General features: G+C 42.6%; 14 protein-coding genes and 1 tRNA gene. 5 read left to right on the top strand and 10 right to left on the bottom strand.

The annotated features are described in order from the left end of the window. Positions 1-64 precede the first annotated feature (64 nt). The 3 genes from HMPREF1212_RS22240 to HMPREF1212_RS22230 form a co-directional block, all read right to left on the bottom strand. Positions 65-1,189 carry a site-specific integrase gene (locus HMPREF1212_RS22240; protein ID WP_046151129.1) on the bottom strand — a complete coding sequence of 375 codons (1,125 nt, stop codon included), beginning with the start codon at positions 1,187-1,189 and terminating at the stop codon, positions 65-67. A 266-nt stretch (positions 1,190-1,455) separates the two neighbouring features. Continuing rightward, positions 1,456-1,537, bottom strand: a tRNA-Leu gene (locus tag HMPREF1212_RS22235). A gap of 85 nt (positions 1,538-1,622) precedes the next feature. Then, complete coding sequence (locus tag HMPREF1212_RS22230; RefSeq protein WP_046151128.1) at positions 1,623-4,343, bottom strand: DNA gyrase/topoisomerase IV subunit A; 2,721 nt, start codon at positions 4,341-4,343, stop codon at positions 1,623-1,625. Positions 4,344-4,546: 203 nt separating this feature from the next. Here HMPREF1212_RS22230 and ilvA point away from each other — a divergent pair, with 203 nt between their 5' ends. Then, the gene (gene ilvA, locus HMPREF1212_RS22225) at positions 4,547-5,746 is read left to right on the top strand and encodes a threonine ammonia-lyase (RefSeq protein ID WP_046151306.1); all 1,200 of its coding nucleotides are present in this window, start codon (positions 4,547-4,549) and stop codon (positions 5,744-5,746) included. A gap of 157 nt (positions 5,747-5,903) precedes the next feature. Here ilvA and HMPREF1212_RS22220 read toward each other — a convergent pair whose 3' ends face one another. Together HMPREF1212_RS22220 and HMPREF1212_RS22215 are read right to left on the bottom strand one after the other, a co-directional pair. Next, the gene (locus HMPREF1212_RS22220; protein ID WP_046151127.1) at positions 5,904-7,622 is read right to left on the bottom strand and encodes a RagB/SusD family nutrient uptake outer membrane protein; all 1,719 of its coding nucleotides are present in this window, start codon (positions 7,620-7,622) and stop codon (positions 5,904-5,906) included. Positions 7,623-7,635: 13 nt separating this feature from the next. Further along, positions 7,636-10,680, bottom strand: a complete 3,045-nt coding sequence (locus tag HMPREF1212_RS22215) for a SusC/RagA family TonB-linked outer membrane protein (RefSeq protein WP_046151126.1) — start codon at positions 10,678-10,680, stop codon at positions 7,636-7,638. 237 nt (positions 10,681-10,917) lie between these two features. Between HMPREF1212_RS22215 and HMPREF1212_RS22210 the strand changes: the two genes are divergently transcribed. Continuing rightward, positions 10,918-11,301, top strand: coding sequence for a helix-turn-helix domain-containing protein (locus HMPREF1212_RS22210; RefSeq protein ID WP_046151125.1), 384 nt, complete (start codon positions 10,918-10,920; stop codon positions 11,299-11,301). 130 nt (positions 11,302-11,431) lie between these two features. On the opposite strand, the gene HMPREF1212_RS22205 is transcribed toward HMPREF1212_RS22210, so the two are convergent. Further along, entirely contained in the window at positions 11,432-14,596 is a 3,165-nt protein-coding gene (locus HMPREF1212_RS22205; protein WP_046151124.1) for a GH92 family glycosyl hydrolase, read from the bottom strand. A gap of 332 nt (positions 14,597-14,928) precedes the next feature. Between HMPREF1212_RS22205 and HMPREF1212_RS22200 the strand changes: the two genes are divergently transcribed. Continuing rightward, on the top strand, positions 14,929-15,402 hold the full coding sequence (locus tag HMPREF1212_RS22200) for an arsenate reductase ArsC (protein WP_046151123.1): 474 nt from the start codon (positions 14,929-14,931) through the stop codon (positions 15,400-15,402). Between the two features lie 54 nt (positions 15,403-15,456). Here HMPREF1212_RS22200 and HMPREF1212_RS22195 read toward each other — a convergent pair whose 3' ends face one another. Both HMPREF1212_RS22195 and HMPREF1212_RS22190 read right to left on the bottom strand, forming a co-directional pair. Further along, positions 15,457-16,893 carry a Gfo/Idh/MocA family oxidoreductase gene (locus HMPREF1212_RS22195; RefSeq protein WP_046151122.1) on the bottom strand — a complete coding sequence of 479 codons (1,437 nt, stop codon included), beginning with the start codon at positions 16,891-16,893 and terminating at the stop codon, positions 15,457-15,459. Positions 16,894-17,045: 152 nt separating this feature from the next. Beyond that, positions 17,046-17,600 carry an NAD(P)H-dependent oxidoreductase gene (locus HMPREF1212_RS22190; protein ID WP_028730239.1) on the bottom strand — a complete coding sequence of 185 codons (555 nt, stop codon included), beginning with the start codon at positions 17,598-17,600 and terminating at the stop codon, positions 17,046-17,048. 331 nt (positions 17,601-17,931) lie between these two features. Between HMPREF1212_RS22190 and HMPREF1212_RS22185 the strand changes: the two genes are divergently transcribed. Together HMPREF1212_RS22185 and HMPREF1212_RS22180 are read left to right on the top strand one after the other, a co-directional pair. Next, positions 17,932-19,476, top strand: coding sequence for a glycine--tRNA ligase (locus HMPREF1212_RS22185; protein WP_046151121.1), 1,545 nt, complete (start codon positions 17,932-17,934; stop codon positions 19,474-19,476). 4 nt (positions 19,477-19,480) lie between these two features. After that, a complete protein-coding gene (locus HMPREF1212_RS22180) occupies positions 19,481-20,059 on the top strand; it encodes an FKBP-type peptidyl-prolyl cis-trans isomerase (RefSeq protein WP_046151120.1) in 579 nt (192 codons plus the stop codon). A gap of 376 nt (positions 20,060-20,435) precedes the next feature. On the opposite strand, the gene HMPREF1212_RS22175 is transcribed toward HMPREF1212_RS22180, so the two are convergent. After that, a complete protein-coding gene (locus HMPREF1212_RS22175; RefSeq protein WP_082099963.1) occupies positions 20,436-23,030 on the bottom strand; it encodes a beta-mannosidase in 2,595 nt (864 codons plus the stop codon). Between the two features lie 113 nt (positions 23,031-23,143). Further along, positions 23,144-24,742, bottom strand: coding sequence for a RagB/SusD family nutrient uptake outer membrane protein (locus tag HMPREF1212_RS22170; RefSeq protein ID WP_044193676.1), 1,599 nt, complete (start codon positions 24,740-24,742; stop codon positions 23,144-23,146). Between the last annotated feature and the right edge of the window lie 22 nt (positions 24,743-24,764).

The raw sequence follows: 24,764 nt of genomic DNA, 5'->3' as shown, positions 1-24,764 counted from the left end.
GCACACGATAAAGCGTTCTTTTTAATCATGCAGAATAAGACAGATAGGGGAAATTTGCTTGTTTCTAAATCGTTACCTGTCGCAAATTCAAATTCTGTAAATCGTTTGTTTTCAGCGAGAAAGATAAATTACAATGTCTCCTCTGATGAGTTGTCAGATTTTTAGTAATGCCACATAACTCCGCAATTTCCTTCAAATAGGCATTCATTTTTTGATTCGTAGGAAAAGGCAAAAGAAAACCTTGTTTTCTTATTGGGTGCTTATCATATTTATCTAAAATAGCTTTTGCCTGTGGTAACAATGGTATATGTGACCATTTCTTTGTTTTCTGTCTCTGCATTTTAATCCACACCTTACCTGATGAGGTTGTATAAAGATGTTCTTGTGTTAAGTTCTTTGCATCAATAAAAGCTAAACCGGTGAAACAGCAGAATAGAAAAGCATCTTTAATCTGTTCCAATCTCTGAACTGTAAACGTTTTATTAAACAAAGTCTGCAATTCTCTCTCATCTAAGAACGGACGGTCTATATCTTCAATATGTAAACGAACCGAACTCAATGGATTCTTTTTAATATGACCTGCTTCAAAGGCTATCCGTAGAACCTTACCCAGATTACGCAAATACTTGACTGTCGTATTATTCCCTATGTTTTTTTCAGACCTAAGGAAAAATTCAAAGTCAGTTACGAATACATTATCAACTCGCTCTAATGGAATATCATCTTTGTTATATTTCGTTCTGATAAAATCCAAAAGGTGATTTCTTGTTGTATAATGACGCTCTAATGTAGCATAGGTATAGCCTTTTCCTATCAAAGCCTTCATCTTATCATTGTGTTCATCATAAGCAGAAAATAAAGTAACCTGTTTATAACTTATTATCCCCAGATAGTTATCTTTAATATTCGCTGCCGTTACTTCAATTCCTCTTTCTTCCAAATCACGCATCGAATCACAAAGTTTGATATATACATGATCCAAATAAGTATTCAAACTCTTAGCCGCAGCAGATTTACCCATTGCTCGATTTGTCGCTTGATTCCATAAAGTAGGGTCAACATTATGTTTACCTATAAATTCAACTCGCTCCCCATTTAAAGTAATTCTAATAGTTATAGGAACTTCACCATTAGTATAAGACTTATCTTTCCTTATAAAGTAAGTCACCTTGAATGTTGTTTTCTTCATAAAAACACGTCTTTTAAATGTTAAACAGTGGGAGAGTTTCACAAGATATTTAATTATATTTCAACCAGTTAAGCACCCAGTAAAATGTTAAAGAGTGGCCAGCCATGAACCACACATTTTAATCCCCGATTTGGCACCTAAACAACCTTATTTCGATATGATTTATCTATTTCTGAAAGAGGAAAGAAAACGTCGTAATCACCTAATAAACAGCATAAAACAAAAAAAATCCTTCTAAGAACATCTTAGAAGGATTTTGCATTTTGTGCGGCTGAAGGGACTCGAACCCCCACGCCGTGAAGCACCAGATCCTAAGTCTGGCGTGGCTACCAATTACACCACAGCCGCATTTGGATTGCGGTGCAAAGGTAATCCTTTTTTATTAATCTGCAAGTTTTTCAGCGGAGATTTTACTTTTTATCTGCCTCAAAGACTATTCATCAAAAAGTTTCATCTGTCCTGTTATCTCATCGATAATATCCGAATTACTCTGATCCAGCTCTTCATCGTCATCCTCCGAATTACCGGTGCTCCCCTCTCCTGTCGGTTGATCAGGTGACGCAAACCGGGTCGGTTCAAGTTCGTTGACTGTTTCTACCTCAAAGGTAGTGATACGTTTGCCTTTCGCTTTGAAACCTTTCACAGCGATAAACTCTTCGGCATCCAGCACAAGAGGTTCGCGGAAAGCGTCGTGACCACCGAATACCACCTCGATACGCGGATACGTTTCGTCGGTAAGCAACAGCAAGCGGCTCTTCGGGTTGTCCCCCAGGAAGTTCTGTTTACGGCTGCCGGCTTCAAGCTGGAAGCGTTTCATATAAGGATATTTCTGATCTGCATCATACAGGGCAGCTGTCCATACCTTATTCGCATCGAATTTCTCGATTATCTGTATATTATCTTCGTAATGGTTACTAAGATCAAAGTTCGTTGTGTAGAAGTCACCGTTGCGCAAAACAACCAAGATCACATCGTCGCTCTGGAACTCGCCCAGTTCATCGCCACGTCCGTCATAGTTCAGGCGTAACACATCCCAGTCGAACCAGACCTGACGTCCTCCAAGAGTCGAGCTACCCTTTTGTTTCAGGCTGATCTTATGCACATCGGCTTTTGTCAGGATATTACCCATCGAACCACGTCCCTTGATAGCAATCTCACTGAAATCTTTCTCAAAGACAAGCAACTTCTGACGTGGTTTAGGTTTCAGTATCACTTTCACCGTTTCAGCTTCTCCATTCGGGTTGGCACTGAAATACAGGACACGTGATCCCTCTGATCCTTTCGTTACATCATACTCCTTGTCACGCGTTACCCCTGTAACGGCAAAACGCTTGATATAGTTATAACCGACTTTACCATCGCGATAGATAACATTATAGATCGTACGGTTATCGTTGCGCTTGAACACATTCAGATATAATACGTCTTTTCCGACAAACATCTTATCGCAAACCTTCACGATCTTATACGTACCGTTGCGATAGAAAATAATAACATCGTCGATATCAGAGCAATTGCAAACATACTCGTCCTTTTTCAGGCTCATACCGATGAAACCTTCGGCACGGTTGATATACAGTTTTTCGTTTGCTTCCACTACTTTGGTCGCTTCAATCGTATCGAAGTTGCGTACTTCGGTCATACGCGGATGATCCTTGCCATATTTCTCCTTCAGCATAACGAACCAATCGATCGTATAATCTACGATATTTTCCAGATGATGGTTGATACGTTCGATCTCTTCGCGTATCTGGGCAATCAGGGCATTACTCTTATCCGAATTGAATTTAAGGATACGGCCCATCTTGATCTCCATCAGTTTAAGAATATCCTCGCGGGTCACTTCACGGATAAAATCAGGTTTGAACGGAGTCAGGCGCAGGTCGATATGGGCAATCGCTTCATCCATATCTTTCGCGTTTTCAAACTCTTTATCCTTATAAATACGTTCTTCGATAAATATCTTTTCGAGGGAAGCAAAGAACAGCGTTTCTTCCTGCTCCGCCTTATGGATTTCCAGCTCGGTACGCAGCAGATGCAAGGTATCGTCTGTTGAATGGCGCAACACGTCACTTACCGTGAGGAAGTGGGGTTTGTTGTCCATGATCACACAACAGTTCGGAGAAATACTGATCTCACAATCGGTAAATGCGTACAGGGCATCGATCGTTTTATCCGATGAAACGCCCGGAGCCAGATGCACCAGTATCTCTACGCCGCTTGCCGTATTATCGTCTACCTTCTTAATCTTGATCTTTCCCTTATCATTTGCTTTCAGGATCGATTCGATCAGGGAAGAAGTCGTTCTCCCATAAGGAAGTTCGCTGATAACCAATGTCTTGTTATCCAGCTTTGTTATTTTGGCACGGACTTTTACGGAACCACCGCGTTCGCCGTCATTATATTTTGTTACATCGATAAATCCTCCCGTCTGGAAATCTGGATACAAAGTGAACTCCTCCTCTTTCAAATAGGCGATCGATGCGTCCAGCAACTCATTGAAGTTATGCGGCAATATTTTGGAAGAAAGACCAACCGCAATACCTTCGACACCCTGAGCCAGAAGCAGAGGGAATTTTACCGGAAGAGTGACCGGTTCTTTGTTACGTCCGTCATAAGACAGTTGCCAAAGGGTTGTTTTCGGGTTGAACACTGTTTCAAGAGCAAACTTGGAAAGACGCGCTTCGATATAACGGGGAGCAGCGGCACCGTCACCGGTCAGAATATTACCCCAGTTTCCCTGACAGTCGACCAACAAGTCTTTCTGTCCCAATTGCACCAGCGCATCGCCGATAGAAGCATCACCATGCGGGTGAAACTGCATGGTATGTCCGACAATATTAGCCACTTTATTATACCGTCCGTCATCCAGACGTTTCATAGAGTGAAGGATACGACGTTGCACCGGCTTCAATCCGTCGTTGATATGCGGCACGGCACGCTCCAGGATTACATACGAAGCGTAATCCAAAAACCAATCCTGATACATCCCTGAGAGATGATAGGATACACGTCCTTCCCCTTTACCGGGTATTTTGTATTCCGAATGTGTAGCAGCATCAGACGGCTCATTTGGTTGAGAGTCTGCATTTGTTTGCTCTATTTCCTCGTTTTCGTTTTCTCCTGTGAAATCTTCAATATCCTCTGGTTTCATATACTTATATCGTGCTCTTTCTTCTATATTCAGCCCCTGAATGGAAATAATTCCGGGGCGTAAATATACGAAATATTAGCGAGATAATAAAAAACCGTTATTGTTTCGATGAGATATATTATTTCTCCCTATATTTGCCCCCTCAAAATAGAGTAAGAACGGTTTTGCCCAATGTAAATGCCGAAGGTTTAACAAATAAAGAAATGCTCACACTTGATAAGATTTATCAGGCATCTTTTGCCCTGAAAACAGTTATCCGTCGCACAGATTTGATTAGTGCGCCCAATATCAATCCGGACTCACAGATATATCTGAAACCGGAAAACTTGCAGATAACAGGTTCATTCAAAGTCCGCGGGGCTTGTTTTAAAATATCCCAACTGACGGAAGAAGAGAAAGCGAAGGGCGTCGTGGCGTGTTCCGCCGGAAACCATGCGCAGGGAGTTGCTCTGGCAGCTACTACACAGGGTATCAAATCGTTGATCTGTCTCCCCGACAATGCTCCGATCTCCAAAATAGAAGCAACCAAATGGTACGGTGCCGACGTTTGTCTGGTAGAAGGCGTATACGACGATGCTTACCAGAAAGCGTTGAAGCTGAGAGACGAAAAAGGATATACCTTTGTTCATCCATTCGATGACGACGATGTGATTGCCGGACAGGGAACAATCGGCCTGGAGTTGCTGGAACAATTGCCTGACCTGGATGCCGTTATCGTTCCCATTGGCGGGGGTGGCCTGATCTCAGGAGTCGCCTTTGCAATCAAGCACCTGAATCCGAATGTAAAAGTATATGGCGTACAAGCCAGTGGCGCTCCGAGTATGCTTAATTCCATTGAGCACAACAAGATCGAACGAATGGGTTTTGTCCGCACGATTGCCGATGGTATTGCCGTAAAAGAACCGGGTGAACATACGTTTGAATATTGCCGCCAATACGTTGACGAGATTGTAACTGTCAGCGACGATGAAATATCTACCGCCATCCTGGCTTTGATCGAACAGCAAAAGCTGATAGCCGAAGGAGCCGGTGCCGTCGCAGTTGCTGCCGCCATGTTCAACAAGGTTCCGGTCAAAGGGAAGAAAGTGATCTGCCTGGTATCGGGTGGCAATATCGACGTAACGATCCTCTCGCGTGTGATCGGACGTGGTTTGCAGAAATCCGGCCGTTCTTATACCATGACGATCGAACTGGTCGATAAGCCGGGACAGTTACAGCATGTATCCGAGATCATTGCCGGTACAGGCGCCAATGTAGTCTCCGTACATCATGAACGGGTCAGCCATACAGCCGACATCAACGGTTGCTATCTCCGCCTGGAAATGGAAACCCGCAACCAGGATCACATCGACCAGATACAATATACGCTGACAGCAGCGGGGTATAAGATTATTCCGGGATAAAGCCAAGAGGCTGTTGCAAAAGTCTGAGTCCAAAACACAGAAAACTTTTGCAACAGCCTCAAAACTCAAAAAACAGTGGTAAATGATCCCCTTCATTCAATGAAGAGGATCGTATCTAATAACTAAAACACAACATTCTTTTGATTCCTTTTTTTTATTACTCACCATAGCCAGGATTTTGCTTAATCAGGTTATTAGCACCAATAATACCGTAATGTATCGGGAAGCGATTCAGATTTTTATTATTGGTCGCCTGATGATCCCACCAACTTTCCGTCACATAAGCATCCCAGCGGACCAGATCGGTGCGTCGTCTCCCTTCACCTAGAAATTCCAGTTGCCATTCGTCCAACATACGATATTTATCCAGATTGGCAGATGTGACAGGGTCAGGATCGTTCCCATCTTCAAAATAGCGCTTGCGAACGGTATTAATCAGATCGGCGGCTCCCCCATTGTCACCGGCACGCATCTTACATTCGGCCAACGTATAATAAATCTCAGCCAAACGGATTATAGGAACATCCGGATCAAACTTGCGTTTCATCTCATCCTGATTGGGACGCGGACTGAATTTTACCAGCCGGACACAAGAGTTTTCTTCCGCCATACCCACATTAGACGGGAGCGATTCGACATTCGGATATTTCTCGTCTTTGCCCACTTTGGCAAAATAAGCAACCTGATCGACTACCGTAAGTACTTCCCCTTTATATTCACGGCTTCCGGTACAAGTCCATCCCGGATGAATAGGATTAACCAGCTTGCCGACGATGAACATACCTCGATATTTACCACTCCCTTCATACACATACGGTTGTTTACGCACATCCTGATCATGGAATTTACCATAAGCCCCTCCGAGTTTATACGGATATTTCTTACCGGTCGGATCCAGGCTCGGTATCAACCCAATTCCATTGTTGGATCCTGAACCTTCCAGCCCCCCCAGATAATTTTTGTAGTTATATGGGACAGACCACTCCCAATAGCCGGCATCCGTCTCCAACTTTGCATTCTGGCTCGGGATAGACCAGATCAACTCGGGACAAGTTTCATTGTCGAAACCAAAAATATTCGTCCAGTCAGAGGCCAACGCATACTGCCCATATTTACCATCGATGATATCCTTGCAAATACCGGCAGCTTCTGCAAACATATCTTTACCGATATAAGATTTTGCATTGAAATAAAGACGCACTTTCAACGCAGCGGCGGTAGCTCTGTTGATACTTCCGGTCTCTTGCGCGCTCAATTCCTCTTTTAGCGGAAGCTCAGGAATAGCCTCCGTCAATAAAGAATCGATAAAATTGAATGTTTCCAAATCGGTTGACCGCCCTTTGATGTCACTTTGCGTTGTCGTATAGAGCGGAACACCGCCAAACAAATCGAGCCCGTCCAAATAAAGCGAAGCCACCAACACTTTCTGCTGGTTCAGCATCGACTCGCGTGTCCCGTCGGCAAAACCCAAAGCATCAAAATCGATTTTAGCCAAATCCTCCAAAGCATCCCAGGCCAAAGCTACCCCCATGGAAAAACCATACCATCCGTTATTAACGAATGCCATATCTTCGGTATAAGCATGATGATGCACTTTCTGGTAATAGGCTCCATCGTACCAGTCGCTGCCACGGGTTGGCAGACAAAATTCATCCGTGCCGATTTCCTGCAAAGCCCAACGGTCGCTATTGGATCCGACAAACCAACGCCAATGTGTAAACGGACGGTTGAAGCGCTGCCATACGGCATCCTGAGAGGTATAAAACGTTTCAGGAACCGACTGCGAATAAAATGTCGGATCTATATCACAAGATGTAACAGCCAACAGGCTTATGATTCCTGATAAAAACAAATGGATTATATTTCTTTTTTTCATCTTACAATCTGTTTTAGAAGTTAAACTGCATGCCTAATGTATAAGTGCGAGCCATCGGATAGAAACGCTCTATATCCCAAAATTTCTCAGTTCCCTGATCCCAGCCGGTTATGTTTACTTCCGGATTCATCCCGCTGTAGCCGGTAATCGTACAGACATTGCCGACTGTGCCGTAAATACGGATCCGGTCGATCAGGTTATTCGTATATTTCTTCATCGGCAACGTATAACCCAACGTGATAGCGTCGATCTTCAAGAACGTGCCGTCTTCCAGATAATAATCGCAAATCTGCTTTTCCCCCTTGATATGACTGAACTTACCGTAAGCGTCTTTCAATACATTGAAATTACCTTGCCCCTGGATACCATAGTACATATTGATTGTGTTATAGACATCGAAGTCGATCCAGCTACGGAGGTTGATTCCCAAATCAAAATCCTTGTAGGTAAGTGTATGGCTCCAACCGATAATCAACTTTGGGGTATAGTTTCCGATATAACGCTTGTCGTTCTCAGTCTTGTCCTTTGCAGGGATCACATTATTCTCTTTGTCGTACAACAGAAAATTGCCCTCATCGTCGAAACCGGCAAACTTCCAGACATAGAAAGAACCGATCGTTGATCCCTCTTCCATACGTGCCGCATCACCCGGCGAGCCCGGAGCGACGAAACCGTTACCGTTTTTATAGGTGTTATTTCCCCAAAGCGTAGCTATCTTGCCGGAATTATGGCTGAGATTTAAGTTGGAAGACCAAACGAAATCTTTCGTGCGAATGATATCGCCTCCGACTTCAAACTCCCATCCTTTGACTTCCATGCTACCGATATTTTGCCATTGCGTGTTCTGTGTATAAGGAGGCTGCGGCACGGCCACTTCATAAATCAGATTGTCGATCGTACGTTTGAAATAGTCGAACTTTCCATATAGCCGGTTGCCAAATAAAGAATAATCAACTCCTAAGTTCCATTCTTTCTTCTCTTCCCATCCTAAATTCCGGTTCACATTCTGCGTTTTACCGAAAGAATAAGCCCATTCACCATTCGGAAGCATCCAGTATGTATCGGATCCCAGCATATCGGCCATATAAGAGGCATCGAAATCGTTATTACCTGTCACACCATAACCGAAACGGACCTTCAGGTCGTCCACCCATTTTACCTCTTTCATGAAGCTCTCTTTGGAAATACGCCAACCGGCACTGGCAGACCAGAAATTAGCCCAACGATTGTCTGCAGAAAACTTGGAGGAACCCTCATGGCGGATGGAGGCAGATAATAAGTACTTATCCTGATAAGCATAGTTAGCACGGGCAAAGATAGAGAACAGACGTTCCGTGATATTTTTGCCGGAACTCATGCCAGCCTTACCGTCACTCAGATAACTGCCTTTGCCGATATCCCAATATTTCAGGCCGTCGACAGAGAAATTATAGTTATCCATGCCGAAATTCTCACCGTTATGTTCGAAGTAAGAATAACCGGCAGTGACGTTTAAATTGTGATTTTCCTTAAAATCTTTTATATATGAAAAATATCCCTCGGAGGTCAGATTCTCTGTCTTGCTGAATGCGAGATGCGCATGTCCTTTACGCGATTCGTTCAACTCTGAACGATGCGTCCTCGGCCAATACTGGTGCAATTCCCATTGGCGGTTCTCATACCCCAGGATTTGCTGGTAAGAGAGACCGGAAATCGGCTTAATATTCAATTTTATATTCACCTCCGGCTTAAACCATTTGTCCACTCCGTAATAATCCTCCAGCATAGCATCGGCTACTACATTATAGTCGAGTGATTCGTTCAACCATACATTATATCCGGTTTCACTTTCCGGATCGTAAGGAGAACGCGTCGGATTATTGCGCATGGCCTGCTGGAAATTTGGAAAATGGTTGTTACGTGCAGCCTGTCGATAATCGACAGCCGGACGTACTTCCAACCAATCGTCAAACAGTTTGAAATTAGCATTCACGCGCCCTCCATAATCCTGACGTTCATCCTGTTTAGCCACTCCCTGGTTCTTCTCGTAGAAGAAAGACGTGTAGACCTGTGCCTTTTCGGTACCGAATTCCAATGCAAGATGATGCTTTTGCGAAAAATTATCATGATTCAGTAACTCATCCCACCAATCCGTATCCTGTCCATAATCGGTACCGATTCCGTTTTCTGCATATTCACGTCCGGAAAGCATTTCCGGAGCATTATAGCTTTGCTTCTTCGTGAATTCGTTACTATAGGTAAGCTTCACCTTTCCATTGGTGTCCGAACCGCTTTTGGTTGTAATCAGAATCACACCAGAGGCAGCCCGCGTACCGTAGATAGCTCCGGCAGAACCATCTTTCAGTATGTCGATCGACTTAATGTCGTCTTGCGTCAAGGAACGGATATCGCCTCCCGGAAAACCATCGATGACGATTAGCGGAGCCTTGCCGGCATTGATGGAAGTCATACCGCGCAACTGGAATGTGGTGCCTGCATTGGCACTTCCCAGATTATACATCACCAAACCACCGATTTTACCTTGCAGGGATGTGGAAATATTGGCACCACTGACACCGACCATCAGGTCGTCAGCCTTCAAAGAGGTGATAGCGCTGGTGACTTGCTTTTTATCCAGGGAGCCATAACCGATGACTACAACCTCTTCCAATGTCTCGGCATCTTCTACCAATTTCACTTGAATTGATTTCTGTATCCCTACTTTCACTTCCTGGCTTATATAACCGATATAGGATATAACCAAGGTCGAATTATCCGGAACATTTTGCAGGATAACCATTCCATTATCATCCGAGATATTCCCTATCGTCGTTCCTTTTACCACAACATTTGCTCCTATGACAGGCCCGGTTTCATCCCGTACCATAACAGTCACTGTTTTTTCCGCCTGATTAGGCATCCTGCTCTCTATCCAAGTTGAGGTTAACAATTTAGGACTCTCTTCCACAGCAAAAGCACCTGTCGGCAAACATAAAAACAGGCCACATATCATCTTTATTGCTTGGGAGATCGAATCATTTCTTCTTGAGAGAAAATCGCAATTCTTTTTTTGTTGCATTTTCTTGTATTATTTTACAGGTTAATAATGATTTGACAAGTCATAATTTTGACAAGTCTAATGCCGAAGCATAAGACTTTACGGTCTATATACCATTCACTTCACAGGCCTGTTGATCTAAATGATTTTAAGAATTATTGACTTTACAAAGTTAAATTGAAAAGAGGTTACATTATATCCACATAATTTGTTACTTTTGACCGATAAAATAAGAACATTAATCAATTATTTACGAGTATGACAGCAGATTTGAAAAAACTAGTCGGACAACGCCTTCAATTACTTCGCCTGGAAAGAAACCTTACGCAGGAACAAATGAGCGAGAAACTCAGTCTTTCTACCAGCGCCTATTGCAAAATTGAATATGGAGAAACCGACCTGACCCTTACTCGGCTGAACAAAATAGCGGAAGTACTCAATATGTCGGCTATTGAATTATTTACCCGAATAGAAGGAGATACGTATAATAATAATCAAAAAGATTATGGTCGCGTATGGATTACACGCGACAGTAGCATCGTAAATGTAGATAGTAACGATGATCTTCGCGAATTGGTTAAATCTAATTCCCGTCTTATCGATGTACTTTTGAAGAGGATTGAAGAGCTTGAGAAGAAATAAAGGTTTTACTTGCTCCTATTGAATAAAAAACCTTGCACTTCATTGAAAGTAAAGTGCAAGGCTCATCAGTCTCTGGTGTTCCTATTTCACCATAAAAAACAATCTTTTATCTGATCTAAAAATGTTATGTTCATTTCTTTGCTTCATTTCCCATCTCAATAATAATCTTTCCTCCCTTCAGCACTTCCTCTTGTGATATTTTAAAGCCATTGACCGGTTTTCCGTTTAAGGTAACCGATTGAATGTATTTATTTTCCTTGGAGGCGTTGGGAGCTTCTATCACAAAAGTCTCGCCCCGGTTATACTTTCCATCCAAGCGGATTGTTATTTTCGAGTAGCGGGGAGAAGCTAATTCATAGAACGGTTTCTCCGAACAACCACCTTCCATCTGGAACAGACCGATAGCACTCATTACAAACCAGCTGCTCATTTGTCCCAGATCTTCGTCTCCCGGATAAGCATCATAAGGAGTAGTTCCGTAGTACTGTTCCTGTATCGCCCGTATCCATTTCTGTGTCAAATGGGGAGCACCCGCCCAGTTAAAAAGATAGGCCACTTCCATAGATGTTTCATTTCCATGATTGATCGGGAAAGCGGAGAAATTATCTCCCGCCGCATTAAAGTTAGCATGGGCGGATTGCTCCATCGCCTTGTCTAACCGATCGACAAAACGTTCCTTGCCAACCATACGAATCAATTTTTCAGGATTATGAGGAACAAACCAGGAATAGTTAAATGCGTTCCCTTCCGTAAATCCGGGTGTATGATAAGGATCGAAAGGTTCTATCCATTTCCCATGCTCGTCTTTAGGACGGATGAAACCGGATTCACCGTCAAACAAGTTATACCAGTTGTCAGACCGTTTGTCGAAGAAATGAAAATCGTCTTCTTTTCCCAGCAGGTGAGCCATTTGCCCCAGACACCAATCGTCGTAAGCATACTCCATCGTATTGGAAACAGTGCCTTTCCCTGCCGGAATATATCCATACTCCATATAAGGCACCAGATTCTCAACGCCAACAGTGCCTCCTCCCTCATACTTTTGGGGTGGTGTCAGCATCATCTTCTTCAAGCCGTCGTAAGCCACATGCATATCAAAGTCGCGTATGCCACTCTGCCAGGCCCCCAGAATCTGGGAAATCGGATGCATAGCCACCATAACTCCCGTATGCTCGATTCCGGCAGGGTCTGTATTGAACCATCCGCTGTTCTGATACAACTGGATAGCCGAACGCGCCCATTGACTCGATATTTCGGGAGTAATCAGGTTAAACAACTGTTGGTTATTCCAAAACGTATTCCAGTATTCACCGCTTACGATACAGTCACCCGGTTTCTCCAACTGCCTGATTCTTTCATTCTCATCCACAAAACGACCGTCCACGTCACTCCAGGTCGCTTTGGCAGCCAGCGCACGATAAAGATTTGTATAGAATTTCTTCTTTTGCAGGTAATCGTCCGTTTCAATATCGATCCTTCCCAGATACTCATCCCAGACGGAACGGGCGTTATTCACTACTTTCTCAAAATCCCATCCGAATGGGTCAGCCAGTTCCTGCTTCAAATTATTTCTTGCTCCTGCCATGTCTACCAGAGAGACACCGGAACGGACAAGAACCTCTTCGTTTTCTGTCGTTTTATAATTCAGAAAGACTCCCACATCTCCCTTCCCTTCTATCATGGCAATATTCTGCCTGATTTCCGCAGGAGTGTCAAATTCATGATTTCTGTTCCATCCCGGTATATAACCCGTCACAGGTTTAACGCCTTCATTGACCCAACCACCCATCGACTCGAAAGGCTTACTGAACTGAAGGACAAAATATAATGTATAAGATTGCTCCAACGTATAACCGGTAAAAGCATTGTAATAGGTAGCATATCCCTCTATTTCAGTATCATTGACTTTTGTTATATGTGCGTTCACCAGATTATGCGGATACTCGTTGGGAGTAAACATATCGATCAGGATACGGGCATCTTCCCTCGCCGGAAAAATATAGCGTTGTAAGGCGGCGCGACGTGTTGACGTAATCTCCGCTTTGATTTTTGTATCGGTCATATAGACGGAATATCTGCCTATTTCGGCCTTTTCGGAAGCCTTATCAATACGCGAACGATAGCCTTCGTCGGGAAAATCTTCCCTGCCGGGATTTACTTGCAACTCCCCACAGGTTGGCTGCATCAGGAAACCGGTCATCGTCCAGTCGCTGAAATGATTGAATCCCATGATATTTTCGATCGTATATTCATATCCGGCTTTCCATATCTCGTCCTGGTTGTCGGGAGCAATCTGCACCATACTCAGCGGAAGGCTAGGTCCCGGCTTGAACATCCAGCGCGAATTACCGGTTCCCATCAGCAAATCGACATCATCCGAATAGGAATGAAGAGGTTGCCGGCTACGGATAATTTCTCCTTTATAAACAATCTCCTTTCCATCCTGTATTGTGAACTTTAAAGTTTCCTGTTTACCTGTTGTTTTTGCAGCAGGCATTAATATTTCCTGAATGCTCTCCCCTACTTCGATTATACGCGAAACAGGCTGACATCCTTCTACCCGGAATATTAATTCCCGGGAACAGTCAAACTGGTTCATATCCACCAAAACCAGTTGCATACGTTCTCCGTTTTCTTTTTGGTATTCAAACGGAGCTGCTTTGACAGAACGTATCAGGGAAGAAGAAGCTTTTCCCAATTGCATGTTGGCCGGAGTCTCCAAGCGGATACAATCGAATATTGCCCAGGTTCCTTTGATTGTTCCCAACTGGATTTTATTCATCCCTGTGGTAAGCCACGAGGCGGGGAACTGTATTTTTATTTCTTTAACCTTTCCGTCTTCCTTATTTGTAAGTAACTCTCCAGAGTTTTCTCCATTCAAATCCTCCTCAAACCGGTTACCGTTTATCTCCACCCGTATCTTAATAGGATTACTGTTATGTGCTCCGGTAAAGAAAAAGGTCAGATAACATTCTCCCTCTGCAGATGTCTTATCAAGATTAAAAAACACAGAAGGGAAATGACGCGGATGGAATCCGGCCCAATACCCACCACCGGCCCAGTTATCCAACGGCCCCGGTAAAACATAAGGCCAATGCTTATCAGCGGTCGAATAACCGACATAAAAAGATTTCTCCCCTCCGAAGTTAGCCAGAAAGCTATTATAGTTATCAGGATATAATGCGAACTCAGCCGCTGAGTTATCCTGCTGTCCTATTTCGAATAAGACTTTATTTCCGGCAGACAGGCCGGAAGACGATAAAAACAAGAATAGAAGTAAGAGTAAATGCTTCATTTCAATTATTAGAATTAGAGTCTGTTACTAACAAATTACAAAATAAAAACAACCATCATTATTGGGAAATAGCAAATAGTTGCCTATTTGATGGATTATTATTGCTTTTATATGAATTACCGGATTATTTGGATCTGTTTAGGGTCTTCTGATGTTATCACTGATAATTGCAAGAATATTGCTGCCAGCTATCAATCTATTTTGTTGCTGATAATTATGCGCAGGCTTGTTGACAATTATGAGTAAGTTTGTTGATAATTGCAAGCAGGCTTGCCGATAATTATCAACATATTTAAGTTATCTTTACCTGCTAATTACAGAATACACGAAAAATGAAAATATTAATCCTATGTACCGGCAACAGTTGCCGTAGCCAGATGGCACAGGGCTGGTTACAATCTTTCGATAAGAATCTGATCGTTCGTTCAGCCGGAACGGATCCTGCAGGGGAAGTAAACCCGCTCGCCATTAAGACAATGAAAAATTCTGGAATAGATATCAGCAGCCATACGCCGGAATCGGTCGAGCGCTATCTGGATGAACCCTGGGATTATGTAATTACAGTATGCGGAGATGCGAACGAGAATTGCCCCGTATTCAGAGGAAAAGTCCGCCATCGGTTACATATCGGCTTCTATGATCCTTCACGTGCAACAGGAACACCTGAATTTATCGAAAGTGAATTCCGCCGAATATGCATACAGATCAAAACAAAGATGTACGACTTTTATAATGATGAAATACTTAACGGTGACGGAGGCCCGACCTGCACTTGCGGTGCCAATCGTTTCTGCCGATGTAACTAAAAAAAGCACTACATATAATATGTAGTGCTCTTTTACTATATCATCGATTTTCTGTTATACATTATAATATTCTTCCCAACCTTTACGTGGCGGCTCACCGACCAGCATCTGATTAGCAAAATCGTCGTTCACAATTTCCTTGGTAGTGCGGTCGAAGACCAGCTTACGGTTCAGACGCTGTGCCAATACACCCATACAGAACACCTGACTTAACGGGCCGGCAATAGAGAACGGAGAGCGGGTCTTTTCTTTTCCCTGGCAAGCCAGCAGAAAGTTTGCATAATGATTAGATGTGCTCTTTTCGTATTCAGGCAACTTCGGATTCATATCCTTGGCTACCTGATCAGGAATAACAGACAATGTACTGCCATGAGAACCCCCTTTAAAGGTAAGCGTCTTCGAATATATCTCTTTACCCGGATTCAGTTTCATCAATTGCAGTTTACCGCCTGCAACAGTCGGAATATTTGGATCGACATCCGATGAACCGAAGTTCTCGGGAACAGCCGGAATATTATCCAAGCCATCATACCAGGTGACATCTACAGCCGGCATATTATTCCTTTCGGGGAATTTAAACAAGATGGTAGACGACATCGGGTAGAAAAATGGATTATGATCTTTCAGGTATAACGGATTAACTTCCGAAGGCAAACCTAAATCCAGAAATTCGTGTGCCGTATCCAGAATATGTGCTCCCCAGTCACCCAGCGCACCCATACCGAAGTCATACCAGCAACGCCATTGTCCCATGTGGTAATCATGGTTATAATCATGCTGCTGCACTACACCCAGCCAGGTATCCCAGTCCATTGTCTCAGGAATAGGCTCACCCATCGGCATGTGTTTGATATTCGGATTCCATCCGTGCCAGCGGCGGGGAGAGTTCATATGCGCTGTTATGGCTGTTACATCTTTTATAAGTCCGGCTTCTTTCCAGGCTTTGAACTGGTAATAATTCGCTTCGGAATGTCCCTGGTTACCCATTTGAGTGACTACTCCGTATTTCTTTTCGCCCCTCATCATCAGTTCCACTTCATTGAAGGTACGAGCCATCGGTTTTTCCACATAGACATGTTTACCATGAGCCATCGCTTCAATTGTAATAGGGAAATGCGAGTGATCGGGAGTTCCTACCGAAACTGCATCGATCTTGTCCGCCATCTTATCAAACATCTGGCGGAAATCCTGAAAACGCTGGGCTTTCGGGAACATAGATATAAGTTCCTGCGTATGCTTGGCCCCCATATCCACATCACAAAGAGCCACTACATTACATAAGCCTGTCTTATATAACTCTTTGGCAATCTCGCCACCCCGGTTTCCGATGCCGATAAATGCAATATTAACTTTTTCGTTAGGACTAACGAAAGGTACACCTGGAAAAGCATTCGCCTTTGAAGGAATCCAAAACGACGGGATCGCCGTAGCTGCAGAAAGTGCCAATGCCCGCTTCAGAAACGAGCGGCGTGAAATGTCTTCTGATCTCATGGTATTTTATATTAGATAAATTAAGTCTGTTTGCGCAAACATTAAAAACATCAACTATGCAAAAATAGATATTTTTTGTTGATTCAAAAGGAATCAGCTAATAAACTTCTCTATTTTATTCAAAAACAGAATGAAAGTATATCGGAGAAGAATTACCAAGTACTATTGGTTCCATGATCAGAGAGCATGGCTTCCACCTTCTGTTTATAAGCTTCCGCACCAGCAGCAATGTTCTTGGATGCGTCACTTGTCCCCATGCCATAGACAACCAAAGGCGTTTGCCAAACCATTCCGGCATGGATAGCACAGCCCTGATAAGGACGCAGCAATTCATCCATAGTGAAGCAGTTACGTCCGCCACTCCGGTAGGCCGCATATTCCGATCCGGTAGTCGTAACGACTTGCAAAGGCTTACCGGCCACGGCTGGTGTCTTGGCAAGCGATGTAAATACCTCATCAAGCCATCGCTTTAACAAAGAAGGAGCTGACATCCAATGAAACGGGAACTGGAAAATAACCATTGAAGCATCAGAAATAATCTTACTCCAGATATTCACATCGAAAGATTGATTCTGATATTCATACAAGTCATACACCATAACACCGTCAATATCTTTAACTGAATCAGCCAGAGCTTTGTTTGCCTGCGATTCGTTTAAATTGGGGTGAGCCAGAAGAATTACTACTCTCTTGGAATTGTCATTCATAATATTTAGTTTTATATTGTAATACCCTAGTTGATCCGTTATCACAAAAATAAGCAAATCCATAAATATCCTACAATGAATCAACATATTTATTTTATATCAAAGACTTTCTTATAATAACCTTTTGAGAGACTAAAGAATAAACCCGGGACCAAATATTCAACATAATTTTTGATGGTGAAGAGTGGTTGTAGTGGTCACACTTCTTTATATGTATTAACGAATAAGGCGCGTAAAATGCTGTAACTTACAGAAAAAATCATTTACTTTGCAGGTTGATAATAATGTGCAGGGCACATTGGCATATTAAACAAATTGGCAAATTATAGTTATGGCACAAGAAGATGTTTTCAAGAAACTGGTTTCACACTGTAAAGAATACGGATTTGTATTTCCCTCTTCAGAAATATATGATGGTTTAGGCGCAGTGTATGATTACGGACAGTATGGCGTTGAGCTGAAAAACAATATAAAAAAATACTGGTGGGACAGTATGACATTACTCCATGAAAATGTAGTAGGTCTCGACTCCGCCATCTTTATGCACCCGACTATCTGGAAAGCATCCGGCCACGTCGATGCATTCAACGATCCGTTGATCGACAACAAGGATTCAAAGAAACGTTATCGTGCAGACGTCCTGATTGAAGATTATCTGGCTAAGATCGATGACAAGATACAGAAAGAGGTAGACAAAGCCGCTAAGAAATTCGGCGAAGCTTTCGACGAAACACAATTCCGCGCCACGAACGGCCGCGTATTGGAACACCAGGCTAAACGTGACGAGATACATACTCGTTTTGCAAAAGCACTGAACGATTCCAACTTCGAAGATATCCGCCAGATCATTATCGACTGCGAAATAGCTTGTCCAATCTCAGGAACACGCAACTGGACAGAAGTACGCCAGTTCAACCTGATGTTCTCTACAGAAATGGGGTCTACAGCCGAAGGAGCTTCTAAAATATATCTGCGTCCCGAAACGGCACAAGGTATTTTCGTGAACTTCCTCAATGTGCAGAAAACAGGTCGTATGAAGATTCCTTTCGGTATCGCACAGATCGGTAAAGCATTCCGTAACGAGATCGTTGCCCGTCAGTTCATCTTCCGCATGCGTGAGTTCGAACAGATGGAAATGCAGTTCTTTGTTCGTCCGGGCGAAGAAATGGAATGGTTCAAGATGTGGAAAAAGACTCGTCTGAACTGGCACAAGGCGATGGGACTGGGCGATCAGAAGTATCGTTACCACGATCACGAAAAACTGGCGCACTATGCTAATGCCGCTACAGATATCGAGTTCGAAATGCCGTTCGGCTTCAAGGAAGTGGAAGGTATCCACAGCCGTACAGACTTCGACCTGAGCCAGCACGAAAAATTCTCCGGCAAGAAAATGCAATATTTCGATCCAGAACTGAATAAGAGCTATACTCCGTATGTGATCGAGACATCTATCGGTGTAGACCGTGTATTCCTGAGCGTTATGGCAGGTTCATACTGCGAGGAAACGCTTGAGAACGGTGAAACCCGTGTTGTATTGAGACTGCCGGCTGCCCTGGCTCCTATCAAACTGGCGGTATTGCCATTGGTAAAGAAAGACGGTCTTCCTGAAAAGGCAGAAGAAATTATCAACATGCTGAAGTTCGACTTCCGTTGCCAGTATGATGAAAAGGATTCTATCGGTAAACGTTACCGTCGCCAGGATGCTATCGGAACCCCGTACTGTATTACAGTTGACCATGACACTTTGAAAGATAATTGCGTAACGATCCGTTTCCGTGATACGATGGAACAGGAATGTGTCAGCATCGACAAGTTGCACGACATTATCTCCGAAAAGGTAAATATGAAGACATTATTAAAAAAGATAATTGAATAAGTACATGAAGAAGTACCTGCAAATCGCGTTGATGATTTTTTGTATATCCGCCGTCTTTACTTCCTGTAAGGACGACGATGATAATAGTGATGATGCAATTGTTGAAGCTTACAAGTTGGAGAACGAACGACTTTTCCAGGCAAAGGCTAATGATCCGGATTTCACGCAAGTGAAAATAAGTGGTAGTGGAGACTACTTTGTTTATGCCAAAAAGCTGAAAGAAGGCGATGGACAACAAGTATATTACACAAGTCATGTTACAACTTATTATAGGGGTTGGTTAGCCACTAAAACAAGAGATGACTACTTTGATAAGCGTGAATTTGAGGATGGCGCTCCGGGAAAATTTGCAGTTAGTCCAGATTATGCAACCTATGACAGCAACTATAATCCTATATATGGCTCAGTAATTACTGGTTGGACTATTGCATTGCAAAATATGAGAGTCGGTGATAAATGGGAAGTATGGATTCCTCAACAACTGGGCTATGGTACACAAGATAAAGGGGATGATATACCTATCTATTCTACCTTGGTTTTCGAAATTGAAGTGATGGACGTACCTGCGATTGTTGGTAAATAATAAAGTTATTATACAAATAGAAAAAGGAGCATCAATATGATGCTCCTTTTTTATTGTTGTTAGTTTGATATAAAAAAGGCTTGCAGCAAAGCAAACCCCTATAAACAATTAAAGCCTGTCTCACGACAAGCCCTAACCAAACTTTGTTAACCTTAAATCTAATACTATTATGAAAAAACCACAGTACAAAGATACGGCTGTAGAGGGCTTTTGTCAAGTCTTTTCAGACTAATAAACGTTAAGCAAGACACTTATCCGTGCCAAATTTTGTTACTGAACACAAAACTATATACATTACAATCAAAATCTGCTAAAATTAACAGTTTCCCTGTCCGATTTTAGCAGATCTGATTGTATATATACGATTTGTCAGTTATCAGTATGCATCACTTAGCGAGATAATTTTCAACTGCTTCTCAAAGTCCGATACCGAAAGTGTCGATTTTACTTTGACTGCAACGGTTTCTCCCGGAAGTATATCAAAGTAATTATTTTCGAAGAAATTATCGATCCCATTTAAAGACATAAATACCGCACGCGCAAATTTGTCAGAAGTGAGAAGAACCTCATATCCTCCATCCACTGATTTAATTTGCTTTGAGATCATGGTTCGGGGATAATTTATCTCTTTTTGCTGTAACAAGAAGTAATTATTGGTATATATTTTTCCTGTTTTATCCACCAAACGCGCATGTATTACCACTTCGTTCTTTGAGCGATCTTTTATCAATTGACCGACATTCATCGACAAAACATTTTTACTTGTATTGGCTGCAATTGTCACTGTCTTCTGTACTTTATCAATAACCGTACCATCCAATGCCAATGCAGTCAAAGTAAGTTCCCCTTTGGTGGCTGTTAATCTGTCGGACACTACATATACTGATAACCTGTTATCTTTTTCTATAGGAGAAATCAATATATCCCTATAAGCATCACGGGCAAAATAATGTTGGGCTTTCCAACGACCGTAATAATCACGGCTAGACCATGAAGCCACAGGCCAACAATCATTATGTTGCCAAAACAAAGTACCCATGCAATAAGGCATATCCCTCCGATGAGCCTCCATCGCAATCTTAACGGCATCACCCTGTAAGACCTGATTCATATAAAGGAAAGATTCAAAATCTTTAGGTTTTCTGTATTCATTCAAAAGATATTCTTCTATCAAATTGTTCGCATAAGATCCGGCTCGTTGATGTTCCATCATGACCTCAGATGTAATCGCCCAGTCTCCGGATTCCGGCGCATATATCTTAACCGACTCAAACTCAGGGAAGGATTGAAATCCGTATTCACTAAAGAATCGACTTCGCTCATTGTTATATTGAGTAATAGGTTTCCTGCCATGCCAGACTTCCCAATAATGCCGGTCTCCATTTTTATCATCACATCCTTGTCCCGGAAGACCATAGGGGGAAGAAGGCCAATAAAATGCACCCGGAGCATACTGTTCCACCATATCCGGCAACAGTTTATGGAAAAGATCAGCATACTGTTTCCACATAACACGTGCGTATTCCGGATTTTGTTTGGTATAGTCTTCTTTACGGCCCCAACCGAACCAACCATCGTACGATTCGTTATTCCCGCACCAAAGAGCAATTGAAGGATGGTTCCTCAAACGTTTTATATTATCTATCGCCTCATAACGAACACTTTCAAGATAGTCTCCTTCAGAAGGATACATGCCACAGGCAAACATAAAATCCTGCCAGACCAAAATACCGTGTTGATCACAAAGATCATAAAAGATATCATTCTCATACGTTCCTCCACCCCAAACCCTGAGCATATTCATATTGGTATTCACGGCATCGAGGATCGTCTTTTCATATTTTTGCTTGGTAACACGAGGTAAGAAGTTATCACTAGGGATGTAATTCGCTCCCTTCATAAATACCGGAACTCCATTTAATTCAAAATAGAATGTCGTACCATACTGATCCGGTTTATTAATCACTTTTACCGACCGTATGCCTGTTCTGGAAATATTGGAATCAATCACCTGAGAACCTAAAACGATATCTGTCTGAAATTCATACAGGTGAGGTTCTCCTAATCCGTTTGTCCACCACAATTGAGGATTATTGATTACAAAATCAGTTGTTGCAACGTTTGTACCCTTCTTTAAATCTGCCGTACATGTAGCATAAGTCTTTCCTGATTTTTTGTCTTTTACAATGATTTGTGCACCGGAGATATCCTTATCAGACAAAATATCAACGTGAACTGTAATTGAAGCCTTTTGTTTATTCACCTCTTTTTGCTGGATAAAAACATCTTCCAGCTTGGCCTCATTCCATGCCTCTAAATAAACCGGACGCCAAATGCCGGATGTAACCAGGCGCGGCCCCCAATCCCAGCCATAATGATATCCGGCCTTACGTGCAAACGAACTAACCGTTTTATTAAAGATACCACCTTGTTGCGATTGATCCGGTCCTGTAGGGTATTGATAAGGCAACGCATCCCATTTAGGTATATCTTCTTTTATAGGAGAACGAAACAGAACCTCCAACTTATTGTCTTTCTGCTTCACCTTATCTTTTATATCCACTTTCCATTCACGAAACATATTGTCGCCTTCCAATATCTTTTCGCCATTCAGATATACACTGACGTAAGTGTCCAATCCCATAAAGTGCAGCCGGATGTTTTTCTTATCAAACATTTCATCGTTCAGATCGAAAAATGTTTCATACATCCAATCTTCCTTATCAACCCATTGCACGCTTCGCTCGTTAAGACGGAAAAAAGGATCTTCAATAATCTTATTTGCAATAAGATCCGTATGAACCACACCGGGAACCGTAGCCGGATACCAGTTGTTCAACCTCCACTGTCTAAAACGCCATCCGGAATTCAACTCCGTTTTTACTGGAGCCCCGCTAACTCCCGTATAAGATAAAATCAATAGAAAAAAGATTATGATTCGAGTATAGTTATTCTTTCTTTGAATGTTCATGTCAATACGTTATTAAATACTTGAAAATAAAAGGGGGTAATATAGAATATAACAATATTACCCCCATACTCCACAACTACAGTTTATATTTCAGATTGCCTTGTGCAATTTAATTAATAACCCGGATTCTGATCATCCTTTGTTAAACTCGGATTATTATTGATTTCGGAATCAGGGATAGGATAACGCATGTGGTATTCCTGAATCGTATTCGATTCTCTTGCCCAACGGTTACGTTGTTTGATCAACTCCACAAATTTACCTGTCCTGATAAGGTCCATACGCCTCCATCCTTCAAAACAAAGCTCCCGCATACGTTCATCCATAATTTCGACCCGGAACTGTTCTTTCGACAATCCTTTCCATTGCTTATCTGCCGGAAGATTTCCTCCCCAGGCACGTCTACGGATTTGGTTGTTTACAATATCTATCGCCTGAGCAGTGTTTCCTACTTCATTCAAACATTCGGCATAACAAAGCAGAACATCGGCAAAACGGATCATCGGATAATTCTTACCCACGCGATAATAACTTCTATTGAAAACGTTGGGATATTCAGGTGCAAATCTGTCGATACGTCTGTCTTCCCATTTCTTAATATGCGGGTCCAACTCGTCGGCAGCATCCGTAGGAACAGTATAGGTAATACCATCATAAGTCCATTCATAGCGCAAGTTTACATTTTTACGCAAGTCGCCTTCTTCCCATACACCACCGTCTTCTCTCATGCTATACTGGTATACTGTCGGCATAATCACATCCCATCCGCCTAAATAACATTCTTCACTATAACCGGCTTGTCCTAAGGTTTTAGAACCCATATCCCATTGCCAGCCGCTTCTTCCGTTATCATTCGGTTCGTAATCGATCTCAAACACCGATTCAGGAGAGTTAAATTCCAACGTTCCCCATTCGTCGAATAATGTTCCGTAATCCGGTTCCAAAGAATAAAGCCCATTATTCATTTGCTCGAAATAGCCGATAGCCTTCTGGAAGTCGCGATAACCGCTTTCTTCAGGTGCATACATGCAAACCTTACCCAACATGGCAATAGCCGATCCTTTGGTAGCGCGTGGGCCTGTTTGTCTACCTTCGCTCAGGTTTTCTGAAGCGTATGTGAAATCATCGAAGATCTGTTTCCATACTTCAGGCAAAGGTCTTCTCGCATAATCCGTATCTGTTTGATCCAAAGATGTAATTTCAACGATAGGAACCTCTCCCCAATGCATAGCCAGTTCAAACATAGACATGGCACGCATGAAACAGGCATTTGCCTTCAGCAATTTGATTTTTTTCAGATTTTCGTCATTTGTTTCCGACTCCTCCAGGATAGTAAGACCACAAATAGACAATGACGCCGTATTTATGATAGGCCATTTGCTTTGCCACATAGCCGAAATCTTATCGAGTGCACTGTTCAGCTGTCCGTTATAATAATCAAAGCCCGGCTGGCTCGAATAAGTGAGCACTTCTTTAATACCTTGCTGAGCTTCGTCCGTACCGATCATATAGAAAGTAAAACCTTCCCTGTTGACTTTCGTGTTACGAAAACTGGTGTACAATCCGTTAACCGTAGGCTCCAATCTGTCCAAATCCGTATAGATCTGGTCCGCTGTCAATGCGCTCTGTGGTGTCTTATCCAAAAAATCCTGACAAGAGCTTGTCCCAAACAAACACAAAGCCGAAAGTGATAATATAGTTATTGCTTTCATAAATTTCATTTTAAACATTATA

It is taken from the genome of Parabacteroides sp. HGS0025 (assembly GCF_000969845.1).
GTDB classification, from domain to species: Bacteria; Bacteroidota; Bacteroidia; order Bacteroidales; family Tannerellaceae; genus Parabacteroides; species Parabacteroides gordonii.
Note: the sequence above shows the minus strand (reverse complement) of the source record. Positions and strands in the feature narration are given on the sequence as shown.